This is a genomic window from Treponema berlinense (genome assembly GCF_052273165.1).
Taxonomy (GTDB): Bacteria; Spirochaetota; Spirochaetia; order Treponematales; family Treponemataceae; genus Treponema_D; species Treponema_D berlinense_A.
This window is the reverse complement of the sequence record NZ_DAVZIU010000001.1, coordinates 132,155-156,636: the sequence shown is the minus strand read 5'-3', so window position 1 is coordinate 156,636 and position 24,482 is coordinate 132,155. Positions and strand designations below refer to the sequence as shown.

Genomic DNA, 24,482 nt, shown 5'->3' with positions numbered 1-24,482 from the left:
CAAAAAAATCATTTAAATATCGTCATTCTGCAAATAATGCCCTTATTTTTTCCCGATTTTATTGTATACTAGAACATAGCAGTTTTTATTCGCTGTTTATTCAACATAAAAACTGCGTATCCAAAAAATAATTTATTTGTTCTATGATTTAGGAACGCCAAAACGAGGAGGCTTTTAATGAAAAAGTTAGTTGGTATTATTTCTGCATGTCTTATGCTTTGTACAGCAGCATTCGCAGAAGGTTATTTTAGCGCTGAAGACCAGGAAAAAGGAACTATTACAGAAGACAAAGCTGTAGAAGATGGTTTCGTTCTTCATGCAACAACCGAAAAATACATGAACATTGCTAAAAAACCATTGCACAAAGCAGCAAACGGCGAAGAATTCAACATGGCTCTTCAGCTTCAGGGCAGTGGAAACGCTTCTGCACGTTCAGTTTCTTTCCCTGTAAAAGCAGGTGAAACAATCACTGTTTGGGGAAACTCTACTTCAAAAACAGATATGCGCTCTATCGTTGTAATTGGACCAGACGGAAAAACTGTAGCAGAACTTTCAATGGACAAAGATGTTAACGGTGAAGGCGGACTTGCTTCTGAAGGTTCTGTAAAAGTTTCTGTTGACGGAACTTACACAGTTTTCTCTAAAAAATCAGGTATCAACATCTACAAAATCAACGTTGGAAAGTAACTAAATTCTAACTAAATTAAGCGCGCAGACTTTTCCTAAAACGAGAGTCTGCGTTTTTTGTTAATACAGAAGATAGAATAAAAACAGCCGAAAATGGTGTCTGTTTTTATCTCTACAAGTTTGCGTTGCAAACTTACTAATCAATTGCAATTTCTCAGTTTGCTACGAAATTGCAATAAAAAGTCAATTCTAAAACTTAAGTTTTAAGCTTGACTTTTTATGGGAGAACAAGATGAAAAAAATTGTTTCTTTGGGAATTTTTGCAGCCCTTGCTTTTTTTGGATTTGCTCAGTCAGCGCGTCCAGACTGGTCAAGCGTTGCAGCCCCAAAAATCACATCTGTAGGTCTTAGCGAAGGAAATCCAAACGAAATTACCGTAAATTTTAACGCTCCTACAGACGCCAAAACAGCCGACAAAGGCTATGTAGAAATGAAAGGTCCATTTGGAAGCCCTGTAAAAAACACATTCGGAAAAGCGCGCAGAGCCGCAAAACATTCTGAATTCACACCTGAATTTTCTGGAAAATACACATTCACTGTTTATACACAGCGCAATAACGAATCAACAGCAAAGGCTTCAGATCCTGTTGTATTCGACTTTAGCCTTCCACTCACAAAACCTGTTTTAAACGTTTTGAATATCGGCAAAAGCACACTTTTAGTAGAATGGAATCCTGTAGTAGAAGCCGAAAATTATATTGTTTCTTACACAGAAAAAGGCAAAACAAAAGAACTTCCTTCAACAAAAGGTCTTTCTGCAGAAATCAAAGGTCTTAAAGACGGAGATTTCAGCGACATTATAGTTTATGCTGTTCGTGGCAAAGAAAGAGTCGCTTCTTTAGCAATGCACAAACTCGTGCGTGAAGAAAAAGAGCGCGTATGGACATTCACAGAATTTGGAACTTCCACGAATCCTGCTCGCAACCGTTTTGAACTTCTCGATCCAAACAACCTTAAAGTTAAACTTTATTCATGTACTTACGACGAAAATACTGGCAATATCCTTGAAAAAGGCGGTAAATTCGAAAGTTACTTTGACGGAATTTCTTTCTATTACACAGTAATTGATCCTAAAAAAGAGAACTTTGAACTTACAGCTACAGTTTACGTAGATTATCACAATCCAATGGCTGACGGACAGGAAGGTTTTGGTGTTCTTGCACTCGACCGTCTTGGCGTTGAAGGACAGCCTTTGATGATTGCGTATAATAACTCGGCAGGAGTTATTACACGCAAATTTACAACACACATCAACGGTGCAAAAAAAGAAATTAAAGACGGAATTGGCGCTCGTTTTGTAAGCGGACTTACTGACGAAATTATTGCGCTTGGCGACGAAGGAATAAAATCTCACGCAACAAGCAAATCAGACGCTTTCTCTTATGATCAGGGCTCAGATGCAATCAAGACAGGCGACACATATCGCGTTACTCTCAAAAAAGACAACACTGGTTACCATGCAATCTACAAGCGTGCAATCCCTTCTGAAGACACAAAAGAAGAATTCATAATGTACGATCCAGAGAACAACAAACTTCTCCAGCTCGACAAAGACCATATTTACATTGGTTTTGCAGTAGCACGCGGATGTAACGCAACATTCTCTGATGTTGTTCTAAATATCACTGATCCTGAAAAAGACCCTCCAGCTCAAGAAGAACCACCAGAACTGGTTCCTCTTTCAACAACAATCGACTGTCCAACAACCTGGTACAATCAGAAATATCCATTCGCATTTACAACAAATGCAAACGGAACTATCAGTGTAAAAACAACTGACGGAAAAGTTCTCATCAAGGGAGACAAAATTACGGTTCCAGCAGGAAAAGTTTTTGCTGATTACAAAAAAACAATCAAAATCAGCAAGAATATGAACGACCTTCTCGTTACCTTCGATCCAGAAGACAACTGGCGTCCTGCTCCTAAAAAAGTTATTGCTCAGTTCAACGCAGAAGATAACGACTACGAAATAAACTATAAGCCAGTAACTTTCGCTCACACAATTATTTCAAAAACATACAATGGCAAAGTTCTTTATGTTTCTCCAAACGCAAATGCATTCGGAAAAGGCACAAGCGATGATCCTCTCGACTTGGGTTCAGCAGTTGCATACTGCCAGCCTGGACAGAAAATCATTCTCAAAGCAGGAACTTACTATCCTGGAAAGAGCATCGAAATTGAGCGCGGAAACGACGGTACTGCAAAAGCAAGAAAATATCTTATCGCAGACGTTGGAACACGCCCAATCATCGACTTCTCAAAATCTAAGGCAAAAGTTACTGCAGTAAACCTTTACGGAAGCTACTGGACACTCCAGGGATTCGATATTACAGGTACTCCAGGAGACGTAAAAGCGCTCCAAGTTGCAGGAAATTACAATGAAATCAGAATGGTAGATACTTACCTTAACGGCGATACAGGAATTCAGATTTCTGGACGTTCTTCTGAAACTTTTGACAAATGGCCACACGACAACTTGATTTACGGCTGCGAATCTTTCGGAAACTCTGACCCGGCTCAGAACAATGCAGACGGATTTGCTTCTAAACTTACATCAGGCGAAAACAACGTATTCCGTAACTGTATTGCACACCACAACGTAGACGACGGATGGGACTTCTACTCTAAGGTAGAAACAGGTGCAATCGGCGCAGTTCTTATCGACAACTGTATTACTTACGCAAACGGAACAAAACTCGACGGAACAGGAAACGGTGACGGAAACGGATTTAAACTTGGTGGCGACGGAATCGCAATCAAACATATTCTCCGCAACTCAATTTCTTGGGGAAATGGAGTAAACGGTGTAACCTGTAACTCTAACCCAGCACTTATTCTTGACCACGTAACAGTTTACGGAAGCGGAAACTACAACGTTTCTCTTTACGGAAAAGGCAAAGCTGCTGCTAACCCGCGAGTATTTAAGGCAGATGGAGTTCTTTCTGCAAACGGTGGCGCAGGCGACAACTTTGACGCTTCTAACGATCCAGACCTTGCAAAACGCCTTGCTTCAAAAAACAACTACTTCTTTAACGGTGCAAAATCTGTAAACGCTGACGGAACTTCAGTTGATGTTGCAAAAACATTTGTAAACACAGACATTACAAAATGGGCTAATGGATTTAACGCTGATGGTTCATTTAACCGTATTCCACGTAATGAAAACGGAGTATTTGATATTGGCGACTTATTCCGTCTTACAGACAATGCTCCAGAAAACACTGGTGCTGACTACAATTACGTGTCAAAAAATGCAAATGCTAAATAATTTTTAGAAACTACAAAATCTAAACTTGGCCGAAGTGCCGCCCAAAATTTTGGGCGGCACTTTTTTTTGCGCACTGCGGCTTTTGCTTGCGCAAAACCCGTTTTTTTTACGTGTGCGCTAAAGCGCACGACCGGGCTTGCAGCCCGGATGCTTGCATGCAGGCGCATGCTGCGGCTTTTGCTTGCGCAAAACCCGTTTTTTTACGTGTGCGCTAAAAGCGCACGACCGGGCTTGCAGCCCGGATTGGAGCCCCGAAGTTGCAGCACGGAAATTTTTTAATTTTCGTGCTGCAATGGAGCGGATAGCGGAAGGGCGGAAAGCCGGTTTGAGCGTAAAATGTGCTCCGAAAAAATAAAAAACGGTTTCTTTTCGTTTGATTTTTTTTTATAATTTCAAAATGCGCGATTTTTGTTACAAATGTTTTAGACCAAAAGATAGTTGTGTCTGCAAAGTTTTAAAGCCTTTTGACCCAGGAATTAAATTTGTTTTTTTAATGCATCCGAAAGAAGCTAAAAGGCAGCGCACTGGAACCGGACGAATTGCTCACGCTGGCTTAATTGATTCTGAAATTATTATGGGAATCGATTTTACAAAAAATGAACGGTTGTGCGGACTTTTACAGGATCCGCAGTATTTTCCAGTTTTGCTGTATCCTGACCAGAATGCCTGGAATTCTAAAAAGGAAGGTTTTAAGGAAGAACTGAACGGTCGAAAACTTTTGGCAATTATTATTGATTCAACGTGGTTTTGCTCAAAAAAAATGATTAAACTTTCGACAAATATCATGGCGCTTCCAAAACTGAGTTTTTCTAGTGAATACCGTTCGATTTTTACTTTTAAGCGAGAACCGCATCCGGAATGTGTTTCGACAATCGAAACCTGCTATTATTTGATAAAGGAATTTCAGGAAAGCGGTTTTATTGAAAAGGCCTCAAATCCTGAAAGTTTAATGGACGCTTTTAAAATGATGATAAAATTCCAGCTCCAAAAAGAAAACGACAGAATTGCAGGGCTTTTGCCGAATACTCACGCAAATGACTACAAATTCACAAAAAAAAAGGAAATTCCCGATTTTAATTGAGCGGAAGTTCGCCGTCTGCTTCAAATTCGCCATTCAGAGCGCCAAATAACGCTTTGAAGGTGTATGGAGAATAACTGTAGCCGAGCAAAATTGTGTCTGCCCACTTGCAGTTTAACACCGGAACAGGAGAAAGAACCGACATTATTACGACTTTTTTGCCGAGATTTTTCAAATGATCTGCAATCATTGCGCTACGTTCATTTGCAACACAGATTATTATTGTGTCATAATTTTTTGCAGTTGTTTGAATATTGCGGCTCATCCAGTCTGCCTGATTAGGCCCCATTTCGTAGTCGAATTTGAATTCCGCACAGTTTGAATAGCGTTTTTTTGCCTCTTCAAAAAAATCAGGAAACTGGGTCTGCCCAGCAAGCAAAATGCGTTCGTCTTCGTCAGGAGCAAAAGGCAGGCATTTTCCTGTTTTGTAGGCTGTTATTGAACGGCAAGCCTGGCTTAAAAAGAATTTTTGCCCTTCTCTGTCTGGAATTTTCTGGTCAAGGGTTACTGAATCTGGATAAAGAGGAGCGGCATTATTGCTCTTAAAATAATTCAATTTGTATAAAATTACGCGTCTTGCGGCTTTTTGGACAGTTTGCTTAAAAACCGTGCTTGATTCCATGAGGGCAAGGTTTGAAGTCCACAAACTTTCGTTCCAGCGCGCAGTTGTCGAAGAAATTACGATGTCGTTTCCAGCTTCAATTGCAAGACGAAAAGCCCGGCTCAAACTTCCAGCGTACATTGTCGCTCCGTTCATCATCATATCGTCGGTAATAATCAAACCTTCATAGCCTAGGCGTTTGCGCAAAATATCGGTTAAAAAAACTTTTGAAAGGCTCGCTGGTTCTCCGTTTGAAATAATTTTTGGAAAACTCAGATGACCACTCATAATTGCAGGAATTTTTTCGGCAATTAAAAACTTAAACGGAACAAGCTCTCGGTTTTCGAGGGTTTTGTAGTCAATGTCAATTTGAGGAAGATTTCCGTGACTGTCGAGACTTGTGTCGCCGTGTCCCGGGAAGTGTTTGGCTGTCGGAATAACTCCAGCCGCAATTGAACCAGCAGAAAAGCTTGCGCCAAGCTGGCCTACAAAGTCAGGATTTGACCCAAAAGAGCGTGGACCGATTACCGAAGACTGTAAATTTGTGTAATTGTCTACGGTCGGAGCAAAATTCATATTTATTCCAAGAGCCTTGATTTCGCGACTTATGTAATAACCAGAATAATAAGCGTCGATTGGATAACCGCTTGCGCCAATTGCCATGTTACCAGGAGTTTCGGAAGTTTCGCCTTTTACATGTCGAATCCATCCGCCTTCCTGGTCGGTTGCCACAAAAAGAGGAATCCGGAGTTTTCGAGACTGTGATTTTTTTTGCAGTGTTGCAACAGAACTTGCGACAAGCTGAGTATTGTCTGTGTTCCATCCAAAAACTTTTACGCTGCCAAGTCCGCGTTCATAAACCCATTTTATTAAAAGTTCGCTCGGTTCTGCACCTGCCCAACCAAACATTAAAATCTGGCTTAAAAGTTCGTCATTGCTCATTTTTCCAACCAAAAAATCAGCAAGCTCTTCCGCAGGATAATCGCTCCAAAAATCCGCGTCTTCAGGAATTTTTGTCTGCGAAAAACAAAAACTGGCAATTAAAGCAAAAATTGTGCAAACAAGGAAAAGTTTTTTTTTCATCATATTTTTATTCACTTTTAGAATTTGACTGTTTTGAATTTTTAAGCAGGGTTACGTATTCGTGCGCTTGATGAGCTGCGATTGCTCCGTCTGAAGCCGCTGTAATAAGCTGCCGGAAAGGCTTTGCCCGAACATCGCCTGCCGCATAAATTCCCGACACAGCAGTTTCCATTTTGTAATTTGTAATAAGATAACCGCCTTCGTCTTTTTTTAGCATATTTACAAGTTCTGTGCGCGGATTCATTCCAACAAAAACAAAAACAGCATCGCACGAAAACTCTGTTTTTTCGCCAGAAACATTGTTTTTAAGCAAAACAGAATCCACTTTTGATTTGCCGTTAATTTTTTCAACCTGAGTGTCGTAAAGAATAGAAATATTTTTTACTTTTTGAATTTTCTGCTGAATTGCCTTTTGAGCACGAAGTTCTCCGCGTCTGTGAACAAGAATTACGCTGTCTGCAAGCGAAGAAAGATAAAATGCCTCTTCGCACGCGCTGTCGCCACCGCCAACAACGACAATTTTTCCTCCACGAAAAAAAGGCCCATCGCAGGTTGCGCAATAGCTTACACCACGACCGCTAAATTCTGCTTCGCCCGGAATTTCAAGTTTTTTATGAGCTGCGCCCGTTGCAATCAAAACAGAATAAGCCGAAATTTTGCCATTTTCTGTCTCGATCAAAAATTTTCCCTTGATTTTATCTATTGAAAGAACCTTTGTTTTTTGAATTTCTGCGCCAAAACTCTCTGTCTGAGAGAGCATATTCTGAATGAAAGTAGAGCCTTTTACCGATGGAAAAAAACCTGGAAAATTTTCCAGATTAAAAATATTCAATGCCTGACCGCCAGTTTCGCCGCAATCAATTAAAAGAGTAGAAAGTCCGCTTCTGGCTCCGTACTGCGCCGCAGTCAAACCAGCCGCGCCTGCACCAACCACAACAAAGTCGTAAAAATCTTTTTGCATATTTTGATTATACAAAAAAAAATGCCCTTACTCTACATAAGGGCACATATATATAAACGGGAACAGGCTTTGCCATTGGCTCCCGGAAATAAAAAAGCGGAAGTAATTTTGCAATCACTACCGCTTTTTAAGGCGTCTAACAGAATCGAACTGTTCAATCACGGTTTTGCAGACCGTTCCCTTAGCCACTTGGGTAAGACGCCGTATTTGTTCAGTATATAAAAAATAAAAATTCGTGTCTAGTCTTTTTAACCTTTTAACGCTAAAATATGTAGAAAATGTTTATTGAACTAATGCAGGATGCTGACAAAAACGAAATTCTCAGTTATATGCTTCCTTACGAAAAATTTTCAGTCACGCTTTATTCTGAAATTCTCCACGGAGGAAAATCAATCTACGTTTTAAGAGGAAATTTTGGCGAAATTCACGGAGTTTTCAGCTGGTGGCAGGGAAGTTCAATTCACCACTGTCTGCCAGAAGTTTACAGAAAAAACCGAAGCGAAGTCGAAAGCGCCTTTGTAAAATTTTTTGAAGAAAATTCAATAAAATATATTTTTAGCATTTCAGGCGAAAAAAGTGGCACTTTAATGCTGAAAAAAATCCTCGAAAACCGTTTTGAAAAAACACCAAAAGTTCAAATCGAATATTTTTTAATGGAAAACGGACGTTTTGACTCGGCAAAAGATCTTGCAAGAATGAACCGACAGCTTTCCGTAGAAAAATGCACCGGACAGGAAATTTCAAGAGTATTTCCGCTTCAAGTTGAATTTGAAAAAGAAGAAATTCTTTTTGAACCAGAACTTTTTAACGAAGACCATTGCTTTGCAAAATTTGAAAATTTTGTCGAGGCAGGAGCAGTTTTTGTCGGAAAAATCAAAAATGTACCTCTTTGCAAACTGACTGTAAGCGCTCAAGGAAAAAATTATGTTCTTTTGGGCGGAGTTTTTACGGTTCCAAAATACAGGAACTGCGGACTTGCAAAAGCGCTTTTGAACAGCGTAAGCCAAAAACTTGCCGCGCAGTCAAAAAAGTGCACACTTTTTGTAAAAACAGAAAATACAGCGGCAATAAAAGTTTACGAAAAAACCGGATTCAAAAAGTTATGCAATTTTGAGATTTTATATTATTAAATCGCAACTTAAAAATTTGAGAATAAAATGGAGCGCTTATGAACGATTTTAATTTATGCCCAAACTGCGGAAGCAAAAACATAAAAAATGTCAAAAACCGAAAATGGCTGTGTCAGGACTGCGGTTTTGACCTTTACAACAACGTTGCAAGTGCCGTCGGTCTAATAATCTGCGACAAAGAAAACAAAATTCTTCTGGAAGAACGTGCAAAAGAACCCAAAAAAGGCTTTCTCGCTTTTCCAGGAGGCTTTGTAGATCCAGACGAAACAGCAGAACAAGCCTGTCTCCGCGAATGTATGGAAGAAATCGGGGCAAAACCTGTGGAATTAAAATATCTTTGCAGTTTTCCAAACACTTACGAATACAAAAACATTACCTACAAAACCTGTGACCTTTTTTTTGAAGCAATTTTGCCAGAAAATACGGAATTTTCCGCACAAAAAAGCGAAGTTGCCAGCTTAAAAAGAGTTTTAATTCAAACCGAAGAAGATGTAGACAACGCAAACCTCGCCTTCGAAAGCGCAAAAAAAACTTTAAAACTCTGGCTAAAAAAGGTAAACTCAAAAAACTAAGACAATTTTAAACAAAAAGGAAAAAAAATGGACGTAAAAAACTTAACAATTGCATTTACAATCGCCGGCTACTGCATTTTTGCAGCACTTATTATTTCAATTCCATTCAAAATTAAAAAATTAAAAAGAGAATGTGGCGAATTAAAAATGGCTCTAAGGTCAGACTTTCCTTTGCGTTCGATTTTAACATTTGCAGTCTGTGCGCTTTTGCTCGGAGTAATCCCATTCCGAAATTTCCAACTTTATCTTTCGGTAGTCTTTATTTTGACGGCACTTTTGGGTTCAAGCATTGCGTCAAAACAAGTCGTAAACAGCGGAATAAACGGCATTTACGAAAATATGATAATCAGCGACACAACCGCCATAAAATACGAAAACATTCTCTCTTTACCAACACTTAGTTACGAAAACCAAAAAGAAACGACAAATGTCGATTTTAAGCTTCTCGAAATTTTGACAAAAACCGGAGCAAAAATCACCATGGTTTTTCCAAACGAACAGATAAGAAATCAGGCGCTCAACGTAATTCTTGAACAGTGTCCGCGCCTAAAAACAGAAGAATAAATCAGGAAATAAAAATGAACGAAAACAAAACTACTCAAAACGAAGGGCAAAAACTCGCCTTTCAATCAGATTATATGGAAGGCGCACATCCTGCCATCATAAAAAAACTGCTCGAAACAAACCTGCTGCACACAAGCGGCTATGGCTCAGACGAATTTTGCGAAGAAGCAAGAACTTTAATCCGCAAAGCCTGCGAAACTCCAGACGCGCAAATACAGTTTTTGACAGGCGGCACTCAGACAAATTCAACAGTAATCGACTGCCTTCTAAAAAAATGGCAGGGCGTAATTGCAGCCGAAAGCGGACACGTTGCAGTTCACGAAGCTGGAGCTGTTGAATACACAGGCCACAAAGTAATCGCGCTGAAAGCTCAAAACGGAAAACTATCTGCAAAAACTATCGAATCTTACATAAAAGATTTTTACGCCGACGCAAACTGGGAACACATGGTTGAACCGGGAATGGTCTACATTTCTCAGCCAACAGAATTCGGAACAATTTACTCAAAACAAGAACTTTCCGACATTTCAAAAATCTGCCGTCAATACAAAATTCCACTTTTTGCCGACGGAGCACGCCTTGCCTATGCTCTCGGAAGCAAAGAAAACGACGTAAGTCTAAAAGACCTTGCCCGCCTAACCGACGTTTTTTACATTGGTGGAACAAAATGTGGCACCCTGTTTGGCGAAGCCGTCGTAGTTCCAGAGCCAAAACTGATTCCTCATTTTTTGACACAGATAAAACAGCACGGTGCATTGCTTGCAAAAGGCCGGCTACTCGGAATTCAATTTGCTGAACTTTTCAAAAACGACCTTTACCTCAAACTCGGAAAAACCGCAGATTCTTACGCGCAAAAAATTCAGGACGCGCTCACCTCCGCAGGCTACAAACTTTATTTTGTTTCTCCGACAAACCAAGTTTTTTTTGTAATCGAAAATTCAAAATTGCAGTCGCTTGAGCAAAAAGTAATGTACGGATTTATGGAAAAATACGACGAAAATCACACCGTAATCCGTTTTTGCACAAGCTGGGCAACCACAGAAAACGACGTAGAAAAACTTTTAAAAGTCATAAAAGAAATGTGATTTAAATTTGGACGGCAATTTGCCCAAAACCAGACAATTTGCGCAAATTGCGCTGTCCATAACTGGAAAAACCGGCTGCTTTGGGTTCGGTAGCCCTCATTGTCAGCTTCGCTGCCAACTGCCGCCCGTCGCATCCGGCGTAAGTCCACTGTATTTTCTTAAAAATCATTCTTCGTAATCAAAAATTTTAGTTTCGTCTTCCAGAAAAATCCAATACTTAGAATAAGGCTTAATCCAGTCGCCATTTTCCGACCAAAAACCACTTCTTACGAGCACATAAAGCCAAGTTCCGTTTTGAGCTTCCTTGATTTTTAAGGCGCGCACTTTTAGTCCGCCTTCGTGGTTCAAGGTTTTTGCGACAATTTTGCCAGACAAAACAGGCTCCTCTCTCAATTCCACCTGACCGTTTATTGTAAAAATCGAAGCCTCTTTTATTTCATGGCAAAGCGAAAATACTGGCAAAACAAAAAATAAAACTAAAAAAACACTGATTAAATTTCTGTAAAAATTAAAATCTTCCATAAACAAACTCCACTCAAAAATAAGTTTTTTATATTTTTTCAAAAGCCGAAATTATAAAAACTCCGTCTTTTAGAACTTCAAATCCATTTTTTTGATTTTCGTCAATTTTTCCTTCCAGATGAATTTTATTTCCCTGAAGACTTGTAACATCTTCCAAAACAAAATCCGCGCCTTCAGCAACTTTTAACGAAAAAATTCTTCCGTCATCGCATACAATTCCTGGAAAACCCACGGGCGAATTTCCGTACCATTTTATAAAGCCTTCGATTTCTACAACTTCGTCATTTTTTGAAAACGAAAAAATCGCACCGCAAAAAAACAAGGCAAAGGCAAAAAAACAAAACATTTTTTTCATTCAATTTTATCTCTTTTTTTATCGAATTATCAAATATATTTTTTCCGAGTCCGTTCCAGACGAAAAACTGACGGAAAGGCTCGAACTGGAAATAGTTCCTATTCTGTGAATTAAAATTCCATTTTCCGCTCTTAACTCAACACTTTTTGCATCACACTTAAAAATTGCAGGTCCATAATATTCTTCTTCATTCACAGGAAAAGAATATTCAAAAATGTTGTAAGCGGTCATTGGATATTCATAAGGATTTGAGTTGTTATCACCAAAGTTGTATTTGAGCGTACATCTTGCATCTTTATTGTGCGTATAGGTTGAATTTCCCAAAAGTGCCAGCAAGTATTTTTCAAACAAATCATCGTAAGTGTACTTTGTGCCATTTAAGGAATTTACAGCATTTGTTATTGAATCGTTATCTACATAAGAATTTTGACTGATTTTTTGAACAAGTTCCGCTCCACCAAAATTTCTGGCAATAAACGAACCAAACGAAAATGCAGTTGCGTACGAACAAATTTGTTTTTTTGAATTGTATTCGCTAATTCCAGAATAGTAGTAATATTCGTTAAAAACTTTTGTCCTTGCTTTAGGAGAATCTTCGTCTTTAATTTCTAAATATTCCTGCATCATATCTTCACAGAGCATGCTGAGCATTTCGTTGTACCATTTCCCACTGTCCAGATCCTTCAAAACAGTTTTCTGGTTATAATTTACCATGTGCTGAAATTCGTGCGCCAAAGTAGAAATCGTAGTGTCAAAATTAGAATTTGCATATCCAGAATCTATATAAAAATATTTTCCGTTATTTGAAGTTACTCCATCTTTTGAATAATTAAAAAAATAGTCTTTTGCATAAAAATATCCGACAATTCCGCACTGTTGATTTTCGGAAAGGGAATAATCGTTTCCAATGTCGTAAACAACAATGTTTATTTTTGCACCAGTGCTGCTGTAATTTTCCATATTGCGCCACTTATACTTATAATAAATTTTATCAGATTCCTTTCCAAAAACATTTGTTATCATAGGATACATCTTGTCAAAGGCGTCCGCATATTCTTGAGCAATTGCAGAATCAACTTTATTTTCGGCGGCAGTTGAAGAATAAAAATCGTCTACAACCCAAACATAGCAGTAAGTTCCAACTGCTCGGAGAGTTGCGGATTTTTGAACAAAATTTGAAATATCGGTGTTATTGTCCACGTAAATATTTTTTGTTTCACCTACTTTTGCGCTGATTGCAGGTTCGGACGAAACAGAAGCCAAGCGGGCAGAAGAAGCATAATTTTTTAAATCAATTTGCTCAGGAATAAAGCAACCGGCAAAACCTTTTTGAAGATTGGGAAGTTCTTCATCGAGTTCTAAAAAATCCCTTGAAGTGCTGGAAGAAGACTGTCTCTGGCTTGCAGCCGTAAGAGTCCTTGTATTTGTTGAACTGATAGTTTGCGAACCGGTGTTTCTTCTTACAAAATAAAGTGTTTTTCCGGAAGTTGCATTTGAAATATTTACGGTTGTTACATCTGCCGAAAGTTCAAAAATATCGCTCTGAGAAGCATCCCAGGAAACAGTTGAGGGCGTTGTCGAAGGAGTTGTTTCCGTAGTTAAATTAAAATCAAGATCGCACGAAGAAAAAAAGAGCGTTGCAAAAACTGCAAAGAACAAATTCTTTTTATAAAGCATTATTACCTCCCGCTCGATTATTCGACAGCTTTTAAGAAAAAAAACAACTTATTTTATTATAAATTTCTTTTCGTTGTAAAATCTATAAAAAAAATCTAAAATTAGGTCATTCTAAGAAATTTCTTAGACAACAGGAATTTTTATGAACATTTGCCTTTTTACGAGTGAAGAAATTTCAAAACCGTTAAATAAAAACGATGAACGGGCACAGCATATTATAAAAGTTTTGCACAAAACGACTGGCGACACTTTTGATGCAGGAATTATTGGTGGCGCAGCAGGAATTGCTCAAATTACAGAAATTTCTTGCGACGGACAAATCAGTTTTTCTTTTGTGCCAAAAAACCGTGGCAAACCGCTTTATCCTCTCACTTTGATTATTGGTTTTCCGCGTCCAATTCAGCTGCGAAGGCTTTTGCGCGATGTTGCAGGTCTTGGCTGCTGCAAAGTTATTCTGACTGGAACTAAATTAACCGAAAAATCTTATCTTGACTCAAATGTTGTTTCTGACGGCTCTGCATACAAAATGCTCTTGGACGGAACAACACAGGCGGCAAGCACCCATGTTCCAAAACTGGTTGTTGCAAAATCACTTCCAGAAGCAATAAATCTTGTAAAAAACGACAACGAATTTGAAACCTCACTAATTGCCCTGGACAACCGTCGCCCAAAAGAAAGTTTACGAAGTTTTTTGGAAAAAGAAGGTTCGGCAAAAATTGTTGCAGCGATTGGAAGCGAACGAGGATGGACGGACGACGAGCGCGATCTTTTGGAAAAAAACAATTTTACGCTCTGCTCAATGGGATGTAGAATTTTAAGAACCGAAACTGCAGCGACCGTTGCGGCAAGCATTATTTTAAACTCGATGGGATTTTTGGAATAAATACAAAATTTGGACAAGGGATTGGAGCACCGCCGAAGGCGTTGTTTTGCAGGGCAAAACAATGGAGCGCGAAGACGCGGAAGTGCGAAAAGCCCGGTTTTTGCGCAGCAAAAATGGCCCGAAATTCAAAAATTAAAAATTGATTTTTTGAAAGTCTTGAGCATTTTTTTTAATGACCAATTAAAATTTTTTGACTATAATTCGACTTATGGATAACGAAACTATTAAACAAAAACTTTTGGAAATTCAGCCGACGGAACTGGATTTTCAGGTAATTTTGACTGGAAAAGAATCGACAAGGGTAAACGGACTTTACAACCCGGAAACCAGAGAAATTTTACTGCACAATAAAAATTTTAAGGAAGACAATCAGCTTATTTATACGGCGATTCACGAATATACCCACCATCTTGTAAACGAAGAAAAACTTGCCGAAAGCGGCGGAAAAATTATGGCTGGTGGAAAAGCCCACAATGCGGCGTTTTGGGCTAAGTTCCATGCCCTGCTACAAAAAGCGGAAAGCCTTGGAATTTATAAGATTTCGATTGAAGAATCTCCTGAATTAAAGGAATTGACTGAAAAAATTCGTCGCGACTATATAGAAGTAAACGGAAAATTGATGCAGGAATTTGGAAGGCTTTTGAGCCAGGCGCATGCTCTCTGCGAAAAGTCAAATATTCGTTACGAAGATTATCTTGACCGCGTTTTGTGTCTGCCACGCACAACTGCAAAGGAAATTACAAAAGTTGGAATGGTGGAAGTAAATCCGGCAATCGGCTTTGACAATATGAAAAAAGTTGCGTCAATAAAAAAATCGGAAGACCGTCAGGCTGCAGAACAGCAGATTCTTGAAGGAAAACCTGCCGACACTGTTGCCCAGCTTATGAAACAGCACAAAAACGACGATCCAAGACAAAAACTCGAAAAAGAAAAAAATCGTCTGGAAAAAACTATCACTGCCCTTCAGCAGAGATTGCAATATGTGGAAGAAAGCCTTGAAAATCTGTAAAAAAACTGTTTTTTTATCTGCCGTATTTGTTTTGACTCTCAGCGCAAAAACTGAAAATCCAATTTTTGCTCAGGAGAATTCTGCTCAAAAAAAATTGGAAATTCCGGCTCAACCGAAGATGCCTTCGACTTCTATGCCGACAATTTCTTCGCCTTCGCTCGGAAAAGGGTTTTATATTCCGGGAAATGCGGAATTTTACAGCGGACGAAGAAACGCGCTTTCCAGTACAAAAAACACAACTTCTTCAAAAAATGAAGATTCAGGTTCAAAAAATCTGGAAACCGAAAAAAACTCTACAGCGACGGCATTTTCCGACAAAAACGCTCAGCTTTCCGAATTAAAAAATTATCTTACCGCAGGCGACCTCTCAAATTTGAGCAGTCTTGGGATTTTGGGAGGGCTTTCTGGTCTTTCCAGCGAAAATTCTGGACTTTCAATTCTCGGTTCTTCGCTAAATTCTTCAAAAAATTTAACTTTGGACGCACAAAATTCGATTTATTTGCAACAAATTCTTTCGGAACTTGAAGGCTTAAAAAATATGACTCTCAAAACTGGCAATTTTGGAGTTTCTGCGCAAAACGCGTCAATTTTTGCTCAAAACGAAGCCTTAAAAACTCCTCAAAAAAATCAGTCGATTTTGAGATTTTTGGTAAACGGACAAAACTTGAAACCTGCCTGCAAGACAGTTTTTTTCTCTGAACCACAGATTGACGGAACTTTTTTGTTGACTGGCGACTGCAAATATCAATTAAACGGAAAAAATCTTTCGGAAACTTTTTATATTTTGTTTAAGGCGGATGGAGCAACCAACGGAAGCAACAAATTTACTGCAACGACGGCGCTTTCTCAAACCGAAAAAAACACTTCGTCGTATCTGTACAAAATATCTCAGCTTGGTGAACTTTACGCCTACAAGACAGGAAATCTTGTAACTCTAAAAGCGGAAAAAGACGGAACAAATCTGGATTTGCTTTTGAGCATGTAAAAACTGAATCTGGAATTTCGTTTTCGATTTTTATTTTTTTTATAAAATAAAATTTTTATTCAAAAGAGGCATTTTATGAATTATCTTCACGAAGGACTTGTCCAACTCGGTTTTGAAAAAGGCGACTTTTGCGGAATAAAAACGCTTCCGCTGCTGGAACTTGAAGAAAAAATGGACATTTACATAAAAACGCTTCTGGAATTTAACGAAAAATTCGACCTTATAAATACAGAAGACTACGACGAAACTGTAATCCGCCACATTTTGGACAGTTTGAGCGGCGCAGAAAAAGTCGCCGCCCTGTGCGCTGGTCTTGTCGAAAAATCAGGAACTGAACTTTCTTTCGGTTGCCATAACCTTATGCTTGCGGACATTGGTTCTGGAGCAGGACTTCCAGGAATTCCGCTAGCAACCGCTTTTCCGTCTTTAAATTTTACGCTTGTAGAAAGAATGTCAAAACGATGCAATTTTCTTTTGACCTGTGCACAAAAACTGAATCTTGAAAATGTTACGGTCGAAGAAAATCAGGCGGAAAGACTTGCTCAAAAACGCTTTGACCTTTGCGTTTTTAGGGCGTTTAGACCACTAGACAAAAAAATGCTCAAAGTTTTGCGAAGAATTTTAAAGGATAACGGAAAACTTGCAGCTTACAAGGCAAAAGCCGAAAAAATAAGCGAAGAAATGGAAGCGCTGGAATCTTCTTCTCCAAAATACGTAATTGAAAAGCTGACTGTTCCTTTTTTGACGGAAAACACAAAAGAAGGCGAAGAACGCGAACGAAACCTTGTCGTTATTGAAAAATAATTTTGTAATTTTTTGAAGTGAATTGAATTTTCTGTAAATAAAAAAAACCGGTTCAAAAAATGAGCCGGTTTTTTGCCAAATTTTCAGTTTCTTACGGATTTTTAGTAAAAATTAAAAAATCAACTGTACGAGTTTTCCGATTGGGTCAAAATCCAAGAGGAGAATATCAAATGCGAAGAATACAAAAAATCCTACAACTGTAATCAATGCGAGAGAAGCAACTCCAAGAACGCCTTCTACAAAAGGATTAAGTTTTTTTCCTTCTTTATTGTTTGCTGCCATAAAAAGCTCCTATAGTTTCCAAGGGTATGAGTAATAATATACTTTTGAAGGCACTACAGTCAAGTGTGAAAAAACGACATTTATTTGAACAACAATGTATTTTAAGATAAAATTGATTTGCGTTAAGGATTGGAATGGCGCGTAGCGTTCTTCAAAAAACGGCGGTTGAGCCTGTCGAAATCGCTGTTTTTTGAAGAATGGAACCATGAAAAGCCTGGCGGCGCAAAGCGACGCAACGCCCTAAATTTTGGAGGAATTATGCTCTTTACACCGGTTGAAATTCAGGAAACTGTAAATATGTTCATGCAGCAGAAGCTCGACGTGCGCTGCATTACGATGGGAATCTCGCTTTTAGACTGTGCGGATTCGGACGCAAAAAAAGCGAATCAGAAGATTTACGACAAAATTATGAAAAAAGCCGGAAATCTTGTAAAAACCGGTCAGGACATTGAAAAAGAATTTGGAATTCCAATCATAAACAAACGTGTTTCCGTTACGCCGATTTCTCTTGTGGCTGGAGCGAGCAATGCGACTTCTTACGTTGAATATTGCCGCACTCTCGATAAATGCGCAAAAGAACTTGGAGTAAACTTTATCGGCGGTTTTAGCGCGCTTGTTCAAAAGGGAATTACTCCTGCTGACAGAATTTTAATTGAATCTATTCCGGAATCCCTTGCTACAACGAATTTTGTTTGTTCGTCGGTGAATGTAGGTTCGACAAAATCTGGCATAAATATGGATGCAGTTAAACTGATGGGAGAAATTATCAAAAAAACTGCCGAAGAAAGCAAAGATTGCGCGGTTAACGGCTGCTCTAAACTCGTTGTTTTCTGCAATGCGCCGGAAGATAATCCGTTTATGGCTGGTGCTTTCCACGGTCCTGGCGAAGGAGATGCTGTTATAAACGTTGGAGTTTCTGGTCCTGGCGTTATTTTGGCCGCGGCTAAAGACTACAAAGGACGTCCAATTAACGAACTTGCCGAGGGAATTAAAAAAATGGCGTTTAAGATTACGCGTCTTGGCCAGCTTGTGGGAACTGAGGCGGCAAAACGTCTTGGCGTTGACTTTGGCATTCTCGACCTTTCTCTTGCTCCTACTCCGGAAGTTGGAGACTCGGTTGCGCGGATTCTTGAAGAAATTGGTCTTGAAGGCGTTGGTTGTCCAGGAACGACGGCTGCACTTGCAATGCTCACCGACATGGTAAAAAAAGGCGGAGTTATGGCTTCGACAAGCGTCGGCGGACTTTCTGGAGCATTTATTCCTGTTTCGGAAGACGAAGGCATGATTAACGCTGTAAAACAAAATTCTATCTGTCTTGAAAAACTTGAAGCTATGACGACAGTTTGTTCTGTCGGACTTGATATGATTGCAATTCCAGGCGACACTCCTGCAACGACAATCAGCGGAATTATGGCGGACGAATTTGCAATTGGAATGGTAAACTCAAAGACTACGGCTGTACGTTTGATTCCGGCTCCTGGCAAAAAGGCGGGAGAATGGGTGGAATTTGGCGGTCTTTTGGGCGGCTGCCCTGTAATGCCGGTAAGCAAATTTGGCTGCGCCGACTTTATAAACCGCGGAGGAAGAATTCCAGCTCCTATCCATAGTTTTAGAAACTAGGAAAAATATGCATAAAAATCCCTGCCTGATTTGGAAAATCTGGCAGGGATTTTTGTTTGTTTTTAGTAGTTTACTGCTTCTACCTGAAAGAAACTCTGAGGATGAGCACAAACAGGACAAACTACTGGCGCTTTTTTGCCTACTACGATATGACCGCAGTTTGCGCACTGCCAGATTGCATCTCCGTCTTTGCTGAACACAAGTTCTTTTTCAACATTGTTCAAAAGTTTGAGGTAGCGCTCTTCGTGATGTTTTTCGATTTCGCCAACCATTTCGAAAAGTTTTGCAATTCTTCCAAACCCTTCTTCTTTTGCTGTTTTTGCAAAATCAGCATACATGTCTGTCCATTCATAATTTTCGCCTTCTGCAGCTGCCTTTAAGTTTTCTGCAGTTGTGCCGATCTCGCCACCATTGAGAAGTTTGAACCAGATTTTTGCATGTTCTTTTTCGTTGCGCGCAGTTTCTTCAAAAATATCTGCAATCTGTTCAAAACCTTCTTTACGTGCCTTGCTTGCAAAATAAGTGTACTTGTTTCTTGCCTGTGATTCTCCAGCAAACGCTGTCTGAAGATTTTTTTCTGTCTGTGTTCCTTTAATGTTTTCCATTTGACTGTTTCTCCTTTTTTTATGGAATTTTTTGAAAAGTTTAAGCGCCCAAAAAGCACATCCGTCAGTTCTGCTCGTTTTTTCTACATTCAGGACAAATTCCTGTAAAAATTAAATTGTGTCCTTCGATAGAAAAACCCTGATTTTGCATTTCTTCAACTGCATTATGAATTTCTAAGGTAACATTGCGCGGAACATCGAACATTTTTCCGCAAACACTGCAACTAAAATGATAATGCGTTTCAAGAGTGCTGTCGAAATGATCAGCGCCGTTTGGCACAACAATTTTTTGAATTGCTCCACTCTCTGCCAGAAAATTTAAATTTCTGTAAACCGTACCTCGACTGATATGCGGATTCTCTAACCTCGCATTTTCGTAAATTTCGTCGGCAGTCGGATGAGAAAAATTATTCTGCATAAGTTTTGCAACCAAATCCCTCTGTTTTGTGTTTCGAACTGTCATTATAGACTTATTATAACACAAAAAAATGTTTTGTAAATAGTAATAAGTCTTAATAGCGACAATTTTATTTTTTTTAAAAATTTCGCTAAAATCAATGTTCAGCTTTATAATATTTATGGAAGATTTAAGTTTTTCCTTAGCCCGGATCGCACGGAAAGACCGGACAGAGCGAAGCGAAGGAGGACTTGCAGTAAGAGCCGGTTTGTGAGCAAATTGCGCTCCAAAATCGCAAAAAAATTTTAAATCTCTATTGGTTTTTGTTTTTTTTGCCGAAACTTTAATTGAATAGCCTTTTTTGGCCGCTTTTTTTTCGAGGTAATTTATGAAGACAATCGGTATTAAACTTGCAGACGGTTCTTTTTATCCAATTCTTGAAGAAGGAACTGCAAAAACTTACCAGCTCGATTTAACAACTGTAAAAGACGGACAGACAAAAGTTCAGATTGACTTGTACCGTTCTGAAAGTGGTTCAATGGAAGATGCTCAATATGTTGATACCCTGGAAGTTTCCAATCTTGTTCCGCATCCAAATGGCGAAGCTGACCTGCACCTTTCTGTTGCCTTAAACGAAAAAAATGAACTCGATGCAAAAGTGATTGATGAAGAAACTGGTCGTAAAAGCGAAACAAGCGTTACTCTCGTAAGCCGAACGCTCGCTGAACGCGCAAATCCTGCCAATTTTGAACTTTCAGAAGAACAAAAAGACAGCGCCGAACAAGCAAAAATTGACGAAATTCCAGAAATTGCTGCTGGCCTTGACGAACCAACTTTTGCAGAAGATGATTTTGTAGCAGAAACTGTCGAAAATTCAGACTTTTCGGAACCTGAAAAATACGAACAGGAAGGAAAACCTGAAGAACTTGAATTTGAAACAGTTCCGTTTAGTTTTGACAGCGAACTAGAAAACGACGTTGCAGAAGTCAATCCGGATTCTAAAAACGATGAACCACAGGCAGAAGGTTTTAAGGCTGAAGACGAACCTGCTTTTGATACAAAAATTGACGCTCCAGCCGAAGAAAAAGCGGACGATAGCAATCTTGTTTCCGAAAAATTTGAAATTCCTGATTTTGACGAAACTTCTGAAAAAACTAAAGAAGCTGATAATTTTGACGTTGCGGACAATTCTGAACTGCCAGAAGTTCCAGAAGACAGTTTGGATTCCAAAACTGACGACAATTTTTCAGGTTTGAAGGACGATGATTTTGCAGATTTGAAAAATGACGATTTTTCTGGCTTAAAATCAGAAGACTTTGAACTTCCAGATTTTGACGAAACCGTTACCGAAAATTCGGCAAAACCTGAGGGGTTGAGCGGTTATTTTGATGATCCAGCTTTTAAGAACGATCCTGTTTTTAACGAAACAAACCTCGATTCAACTAACAACGAGCTCGATTTTGACACTTCGGCTCTTGATTCTCCAGTTGCTTCTGCCAGTCCGGCAATGGATTTTTCTGACCTTTACGACAAGGAAACTTTGGACGGAAAAAACAATTCTTATGACGAGGAAGAAGAAGCAGAAAAGAAAACCCGCGTTCCGGTAATAATCTGCGTTGTGTGCGCAATAATTTGTGTAATTGCAACCTTGCTTATTCTTTTTGTAGTTCCTTCAAAATACAACCTGCTCAAAAATCACAAAGAAAAAGAGCCGACTGAAATTTTGTCGGAAAATAATTCTCAAACTAAGGATTCCGATATTCAACAGGACATTCAAAACGAAGAAGTTGCAGCTAAACCCGAACCTGCTCCAGAAGCGGTCGAAGATACTGTCGTAGTTGCTCCTGAACCGGAAGTTGTTGTTCCTGTTCCACCGGCTCCAAAACCTGTCGAAAAAGCAAAAGACATAAAATACAGGATTCGCTGGGGCGACACTTTGTGGGATATTTCTGACGCCTATTACAAAAATCCATGGCGGTATAAAAAAATTGCAAGATATAATAAAATCAAGAATCCTGACTTGATTATTTCTGGCACAGATATTTTAATTCCGGTTGAATAAGTTGAGCACAAACTTGAATAAATCAAAATTTTCAAGCCATCGGTCTATGCTGGTGGCTTTTTTATGTTTTACACTTTTTTCCTCTTGCAAGGACTCACGCGCTTCGTCCTTAAAAAAGCAGTTTGGCGGCAACGACGCCTATTTTATGGCTTTAAAAGCGCTTGAACAAAATGACGAAAAAAACGCCATCCGCCTTTTTAAGGAAAGTACAAAAAAATCAAACCCAAAAATTGCCCGTCTTTCCGCAGAAAATTTAACCTTGCTCGGAAACGTGACAGAACGAAACCGTGCAGCAAAAATTCTCGAGACAAAATACGGCGACGAGCAGGCTCTTCTTACAAGTGCAGAAATTTTCTTTGGACAGAATGAATTTTCCCACATAATTTCATCAACTTCAAAAATAAACCTTAAGACCGCCCCGGAAAAACTCGTTGAACTCAGGCTCAAAAGTCTGCTCAAAAAAAAAGACGTCCGCCTAAAAAATGAACTTTTTGAATGGTTTACTTCGCGTCCTCTCACTCAGACGCATATAACTTTTTATAACGAATACTTAAAAACTCTCAGCAATTCTTCAAAGGCCGAAAATATTTTAAATTCCGCAAAAACTCAGGATTTGCCGGAAGATATTCAGATTATGAATTTTAGAATTTTGGTTTTTAACAGAAATTATACGACTGCATTCAACGAAATCCAAAATATTCTAAATCTCTACAAAAATCAAAATTCCCAGCCGCATTATCAGATTTTGAGCGATATTGGAAAAGCAGCCCTTTACGGCACGAGCGACTTTAAGATAACCGCGCAGAATTTTGAATTGCTTGCATCAGATTTTGTTCTGCAAGCAAGAAAACTTTTATCTCAAGCCGAAACGCAAGATTCAGCGCAAAACCTTTACGAACTTGCATACTGCGCATATTTTTACGCGGCAAGGCTTTACGACAGGGCCGGACGTTTTCAGGAAAAATCAGTCCAGCGCTTTAAATCCGCACTCGACTGCACAACCGATAGCGAACGCTTCGACAATGCTCTCTGGTACCTTTTGAATATGCAGCTCAGAATGTCGACCGACGAAATAATATCAACCTTAAAAAAATATTCTGAACGGATTTACAACAGAGCCTGGTTTGACGATTTTTTTGACAATTTTTCAGTCCTCCTTTTAAGGCACGAAAAATGGCAGGATTTTTACAATGTCTGGAAACTTATTGACAGTCGCGCTTCCGAAGAAACCGCCTGCAAATACGCATATATTTCTGGCAGAATTTTAGAAGAGGGCTACGGCGAGACCGACGGCACTCCAAAAACAAAAGAAGCCGTTGCCGCCTACACCCGCGTTTTGAGCGGAAATTCAAGTCTTTACTACAAAGTCTGTGCAATCGAAAGAATGAACATTGTCGACAAAACTTATGTGACAGACATTTTATGTTCCGGCGGAATAGAAAAAACTTTTACAGAAGACAAGGATTCTCAAATTTTGCTTGCAGGCTACGCCGCCTACGGCTTTCCTCAAAAAATTTATCCACAGTGGCTCAAAGACAGAACCGTTTTGAGCATGGACGCAAACATTCAGGCAAGCCGTTTTTTAAACGAATGTGGAAAATTTGACAGCAGTTATTCAGTTCAGAGCCTGAGAGTTGCCGCCAGAACAAAAACTTCCTGGTCAGGAAAAATTCCTTACGAACTTTTAGAATTAAATTTTCCAAGATTTTATTCTAATTTTGTCGAAGCCGCCTGTGCCGAAAACAAAATTTCAGAACCAGTTTTGTACGCTTTAATCCGAAGCGAAAGTTTTTTTGACGCAAAAGCAGGAAGTTCAGCAGGCGCACGCGGTTTAACACAGCTTATGCCTTCGACCGCCGCAGACGAAGCACGAAAACTAAAATTGCCTCCGAATTACAATATTCTTGACCCTCAGACAAATATCCGCCTCGGAAGCCATTATTTTGCAAACCTTATTGAACGCTCAGAAAATAAATCAATTCTCTCCGCACTTTTTGCATACAACGCAGGACTCACAAATGTCCGTCGCTGGAAACGCCCTCCAAAAATGAGCATGGATTTGTTTTTAGAAACGCTTCCATTCCAGGAAACACGCGAATACGGCCGAAAACTCGTTGGAGCCGCCGCAATGTACGGATTTTTGTACTACGAAATCACTCCAGCACAAACCGTAAGAGAACTTTTTAAATAAGGGGCCATTTTTGCTTCGCAAAAACCGGGTCTTGCGCACTTACGCGTCTGTGCGCTCCATC

Annotated in this window: 22 protein-coding genes and 1 tRNA gene; 14 read left to right on the top strand and 9 right to left on the bottom strand. The window is 39.4% G+C overall.

Annotated elements, in window-relative coordinates; all coding sequences use genetic code 11:
* Window positions 1-177 precede the first annotated feature (177 nt).
* The 3 genes from ACT6XC_RS00705 (at window position 178) to ACT6XC_RS00695 (ending at window position 5,036) form a co-directional block, all read left to right on the top strand.
* Window positions 178-687: a PPC domain-containing protein gene (locus ACT6XC_RS00705; RefSeq protein WP_443740484.1), complete on the top strand. Its 510-nt coding sequence runs from the start codon at window positions 178-180 to the stop codon at window positions 685-687.
* A 232-nt stretch (window positions 688-919) separates the two neighbouring features.
* Window positions 920-3,955 (top strand): pectate lyase, encoded by a 3,036-nt coding sequence (locus tag ACT6XC_RS00700; protein WP_443740483.1) that lies wholly within the window; start codon window positions 920-922, stop codon window positions 3,953-3,955.
* A 397-nt stretch (window positions 3,956-4,352) separates the two neighbouring features.
* Window positions 4,353-5,036, top strand: a complete 684-nt coding sequence (locus ACT6XC_RS00695; protein WP_443740482.1) for a tRNA-uridine aminocarboxypropyltransferase — start codon at window positions 4,353-4,355, stop codon at window positions 5,034-5,036.
* On the opposite strand, the gene ACT6XC_RS00690 is transcribed toward ACT6XC_RS00695, so the two are convergent.
* From ACT6XC_RS00690 to ACT6XC_RS00680, 3 genes are all read right to left on the bottom strand, one after another.
* The gene (locus tag ACT6XC_RS00690; RefSeq protein WP_443738273.1) at window positions 5,029-6,717 is read right to left on the bottom strand and encodes a glycoside hydrolase family 3 protein; all 1,689 of its coding nucleotides are present in this window, start codon (window positions 6,715-6,717) and stop codon (window positions 5,029-5,031) included. The two genes, ACT6XC_RS00695 and ACT6XC_RS00690, sit on opposite strands and share 8 nt — an antisense overlap.
* Before the next feature lie 7 nt (window positions 6,718-6,724).
* Entirely contained in the window at window positions 6,725-7,678 is a 954-nt protein-coding gene (trxB, locus tag ACT6XC_RS00685) for a thioredoxin-disulfide reductase (protein WP_443740481.1), read from the bottom strand.
* A 130-nt stretch (window positions 7,679-7,808) separates the two neighbouring features.
* Window positions 7,809-7,881 (bottom strand) — tRNA-Cys (locus ACT6XC_RS00680).
* 75 nt (window positions 7,882-7,956) lie between these two features.
* Here ACT6XC_RS00680 and ACT6XC_RS00675 point away from each other — a divergent pair.
* The 4 genes from ACT6XC_RS00675 to ACT6XC_RS00660 are packed head-to-tail and all read left to right on the top strand — an operon-like array spanning window position 7,957 to window position 11,029.
* Entirely contained in the window at window positions 7,957-8,808 is an 852-nt protein-coding gene (locus ACT6XC_RS00675) for a GNAT family N-acetyltransferase (RefSeq protein ID WP_443740480.1), read from the top strand.
* Between the two features lie 38 nt (window positions 8,809-8,846).
* A complete protein-coding gene (locus ACT6XC_RS00670) occupies window positions 8,847-9,380 on the top strand; it encodes an NUDIX domain-containing protein (RefSeq protein WP_443738244.1) in 534 nt (177 codons plus the stop codon).
* Window positions 9,381-9,407: 27 nt separating this feature from the next.
* Window positions 9,408-9,944 carry a hypothetical protein gene (locus tag ACT6XC_RS00665; protein WP_443740479.1) on the top strand — a complete coding sequence of 179 codons (537 nt, stop codon included), beginning with the start codon at window positions 9,408-9,410 and terminating at the stop codon, window positions 9,942-9,944.
* Between the two features lie 14 nt (window positions 9,945-9,958).
* Window positions 9,959-11,029, top strand: coding sequence for a threonine aldolase family protein (locus tag ACT6XC_RS00660; RefSeq protein WP_443740478.1), 1,071 nt, complete (start codon window positions 9,959-9,961; stop codon window positions 11,027-11,029).
* Window positions 11,030-11,194: 165 nt separating this feature from the next.
* Here ACT6XC_RS00660 and ACT6XC_RS00655 read toward each other — a convergent pair whose 3' ends face one another.
* The 3 genes from ACT6XC_RS00655 to ACT6XC_RS00645 are packed head-to-tail and all read right to left on the bottom strand — an operon-like array spanning window position 11,195 to window position 13,583.
* Window positions 11,195-11,551 (bottom strand): hypothetical protein, encoded by a 357-nt coding sequence (locus ACT6XC_RS00655; protein WP_443738247.1) that lies wholly within the window; start codon window positions 11,549-11,551, stop codon window positions 11,195-11,197.
* 28 nt (window positions 11,552-11,579) lie between these two features.
* Window positions 11,580-11,906, bottom strand: a complete 327-nt coding sequence (locus ACT6XC_RS00650) for a hypothetical protein (RefSeq protein WP_443738248.1) — start codon at window positions 11,904-11,906, stop codon at window positions 11,580-11,582.
* Between the two features lie 18 nt (window positions 11,907-11,924).
* Window positions 11,925-13,583, bottom strand: a complete 1,659-nt coding sequence (locus ACT6XC_RS00645) for a M30 family zinc metallopeptidase (protein WP_443740477.1) — start codon at window positions 13,581-13,583, stop codon at window positions 11,925-11,927.
* Between the two features lie 142 nt (window positions 13,584-13,725).
* Between ACT6XC_RS00645 and ACT6XC_RS00640 the strand changes: the two genes are divergently transcribed.
* From ACT6XC_RS00640 to rsmG, 4 genes are all read left to right on the top strand, one after another.
* Window positions 13,726-14,466, top strand: coding sequence for an RsmE family RNA methyltransferase (locus ACT6XC_RS00640; protein WP_443740476.1), 741 nt, complete (start codon window positions 13,726-13,728; stop codon window positions 14,464-14,466).
* Between the two features lie 208 nt (window positions 14,467-14,674).
* Window positions 14,675-15,475: a hypothetical protein gene (locus ACT6XC_RS00635; protein WP_078931034.1), complete on the top strand. Its 801-nt coding sequence runs from the start codon at window positions 14,675-14,677 to the stop codon at window positions 15,473-15,475.
* Window positions 15,462-16,460 (top strand): hypothetical protein, encoded by a 999-nt coding sequence (locus ACT6XC_RS00630; RefSeq protein WP_443740475.1) that lies wholly within the window; start codon window positions 15,462-15,464, stop codon window positions 16,458-16,460. The genes ACT6XC_RS00635 and ACT6XC_RS00630 overlap by 14 nt, the downstream gene beginning before the upstream one ends.
* A gap of 75 nt (window positions 16,461-16,535) precedes the next feature.
* Window positions 16,536-17,264, top strand: coding sequence for a 16S rRNA (guanine(527)-N(7))-methyltransferase RsmG (rsmG, locus tag ACT6XC_RS00625; protein WP_443740474.1), 729 nt, complete (start codon window positions 16,536-16,538; stop codon window positions 17,262-17,264).
* Window positions 17,265-17,375: 111 nt separating this feature from the next.
* Here the strand turns inward: rsmG and ACT6XC_RS00620 are convergent, their stop codons facing one another.
* Window positions 17,376-17,546 carry a hypothetical protein gene (locus tag ACT6XC_RS00620; protein ID WP_443738254.1) on the bottom strand — a complete coding sequence of 57 codons (171 nt, stop codon included), beginning with the start codon at window positions 17,544-17,546 and terminating at the stop codon, window positions 17,376-17,378.
* A 258-nt stretch (window positions 17,547-17,804) separates the two neighbouring features.
* Between ACT6XC_RS00620 and ACT6XC_RS00615 the strand changes: the two genes are divergently transcribed.
* Window positions 17,805-19,166, top strand: coding sequence for a PFL family protein (locus tag ACT6XC_RS00615; RefSeq protein WP_443738255.1), 1,362 nt, complete (start codon window positions 17,805-17,807; stop codon window positions 19,164-19,166).
* A 62-nt stretch (window positions 19,167-19,228) separates the two neighbouring features.
* Here ACT6XC_RS00615 and rbr read toward each other — a convergent pair whose 3' ends face one another.
* Both rbr and ACT6XC_RS00605 read right to left on the bottom strand, forming a co-directional pair.
* Window positions 19,229-19,771 (bottom strand): rubrerythrin, encoded by a 543-nt coding sequence (rbr, locus tag ACT6XC_RS00610; protein WP_443740473.1) that lies wholly within the window; start codon window positions 19,769-19,771, stop codon window positions 19,229-19,231.
* A gap of 64 nt (window positions 19,772-19,835) precedes the next feature.
* Window positions 19,836-20,234, bottom strand: coding sequence for a Fur family transcriptional regulator (locus ACT6XC_RS00605; protein WP_443738257.1), 399 nt, complete (start codon window positions 20,232-20,234; stop codon window positions 19,836-19,838).
* A 322-nt stretch (window positions 20,235-20,556) separates the two neighbouring features.
* Between ACT6XC_RS00605 and ACT6XC_RS00600 the strand changes: the two genes are divergently transcribed.
* Together ACT6XC_RS00600 and ACT6XC_RS00595 are read left to right on the top strand one after the other, a co-directional pair.
* On the top strand, window positions 20,557-22,230 hold the full coding sequence (locus ACT6XC_RS00600) for a LysM peptidoglycan-binding domain-containing protein (protein ID WP_443740472.1): 1,674 nt from the start codon (window positions 20,557-20,559) through the stop codon (window positions 22,228-22,230).
* A 46-nt stretch (window positions 22,231-22,276) separates the two neighbouring features.
* Window positions 22,277-24,421: a flagellar assembly lytic transglycosylase gene (locus tag ACT6XC_RS00595; RefSeq protein WP_443740524.1), complete on the top strand. Its 2,145-nt coding sequence runs from the start codon at window positions 22,277-22,279 to the stop codon at window positions 24,419-24,421.
* Window positions 24,422-24,482 lie beyond the last annotated feature (61 nt).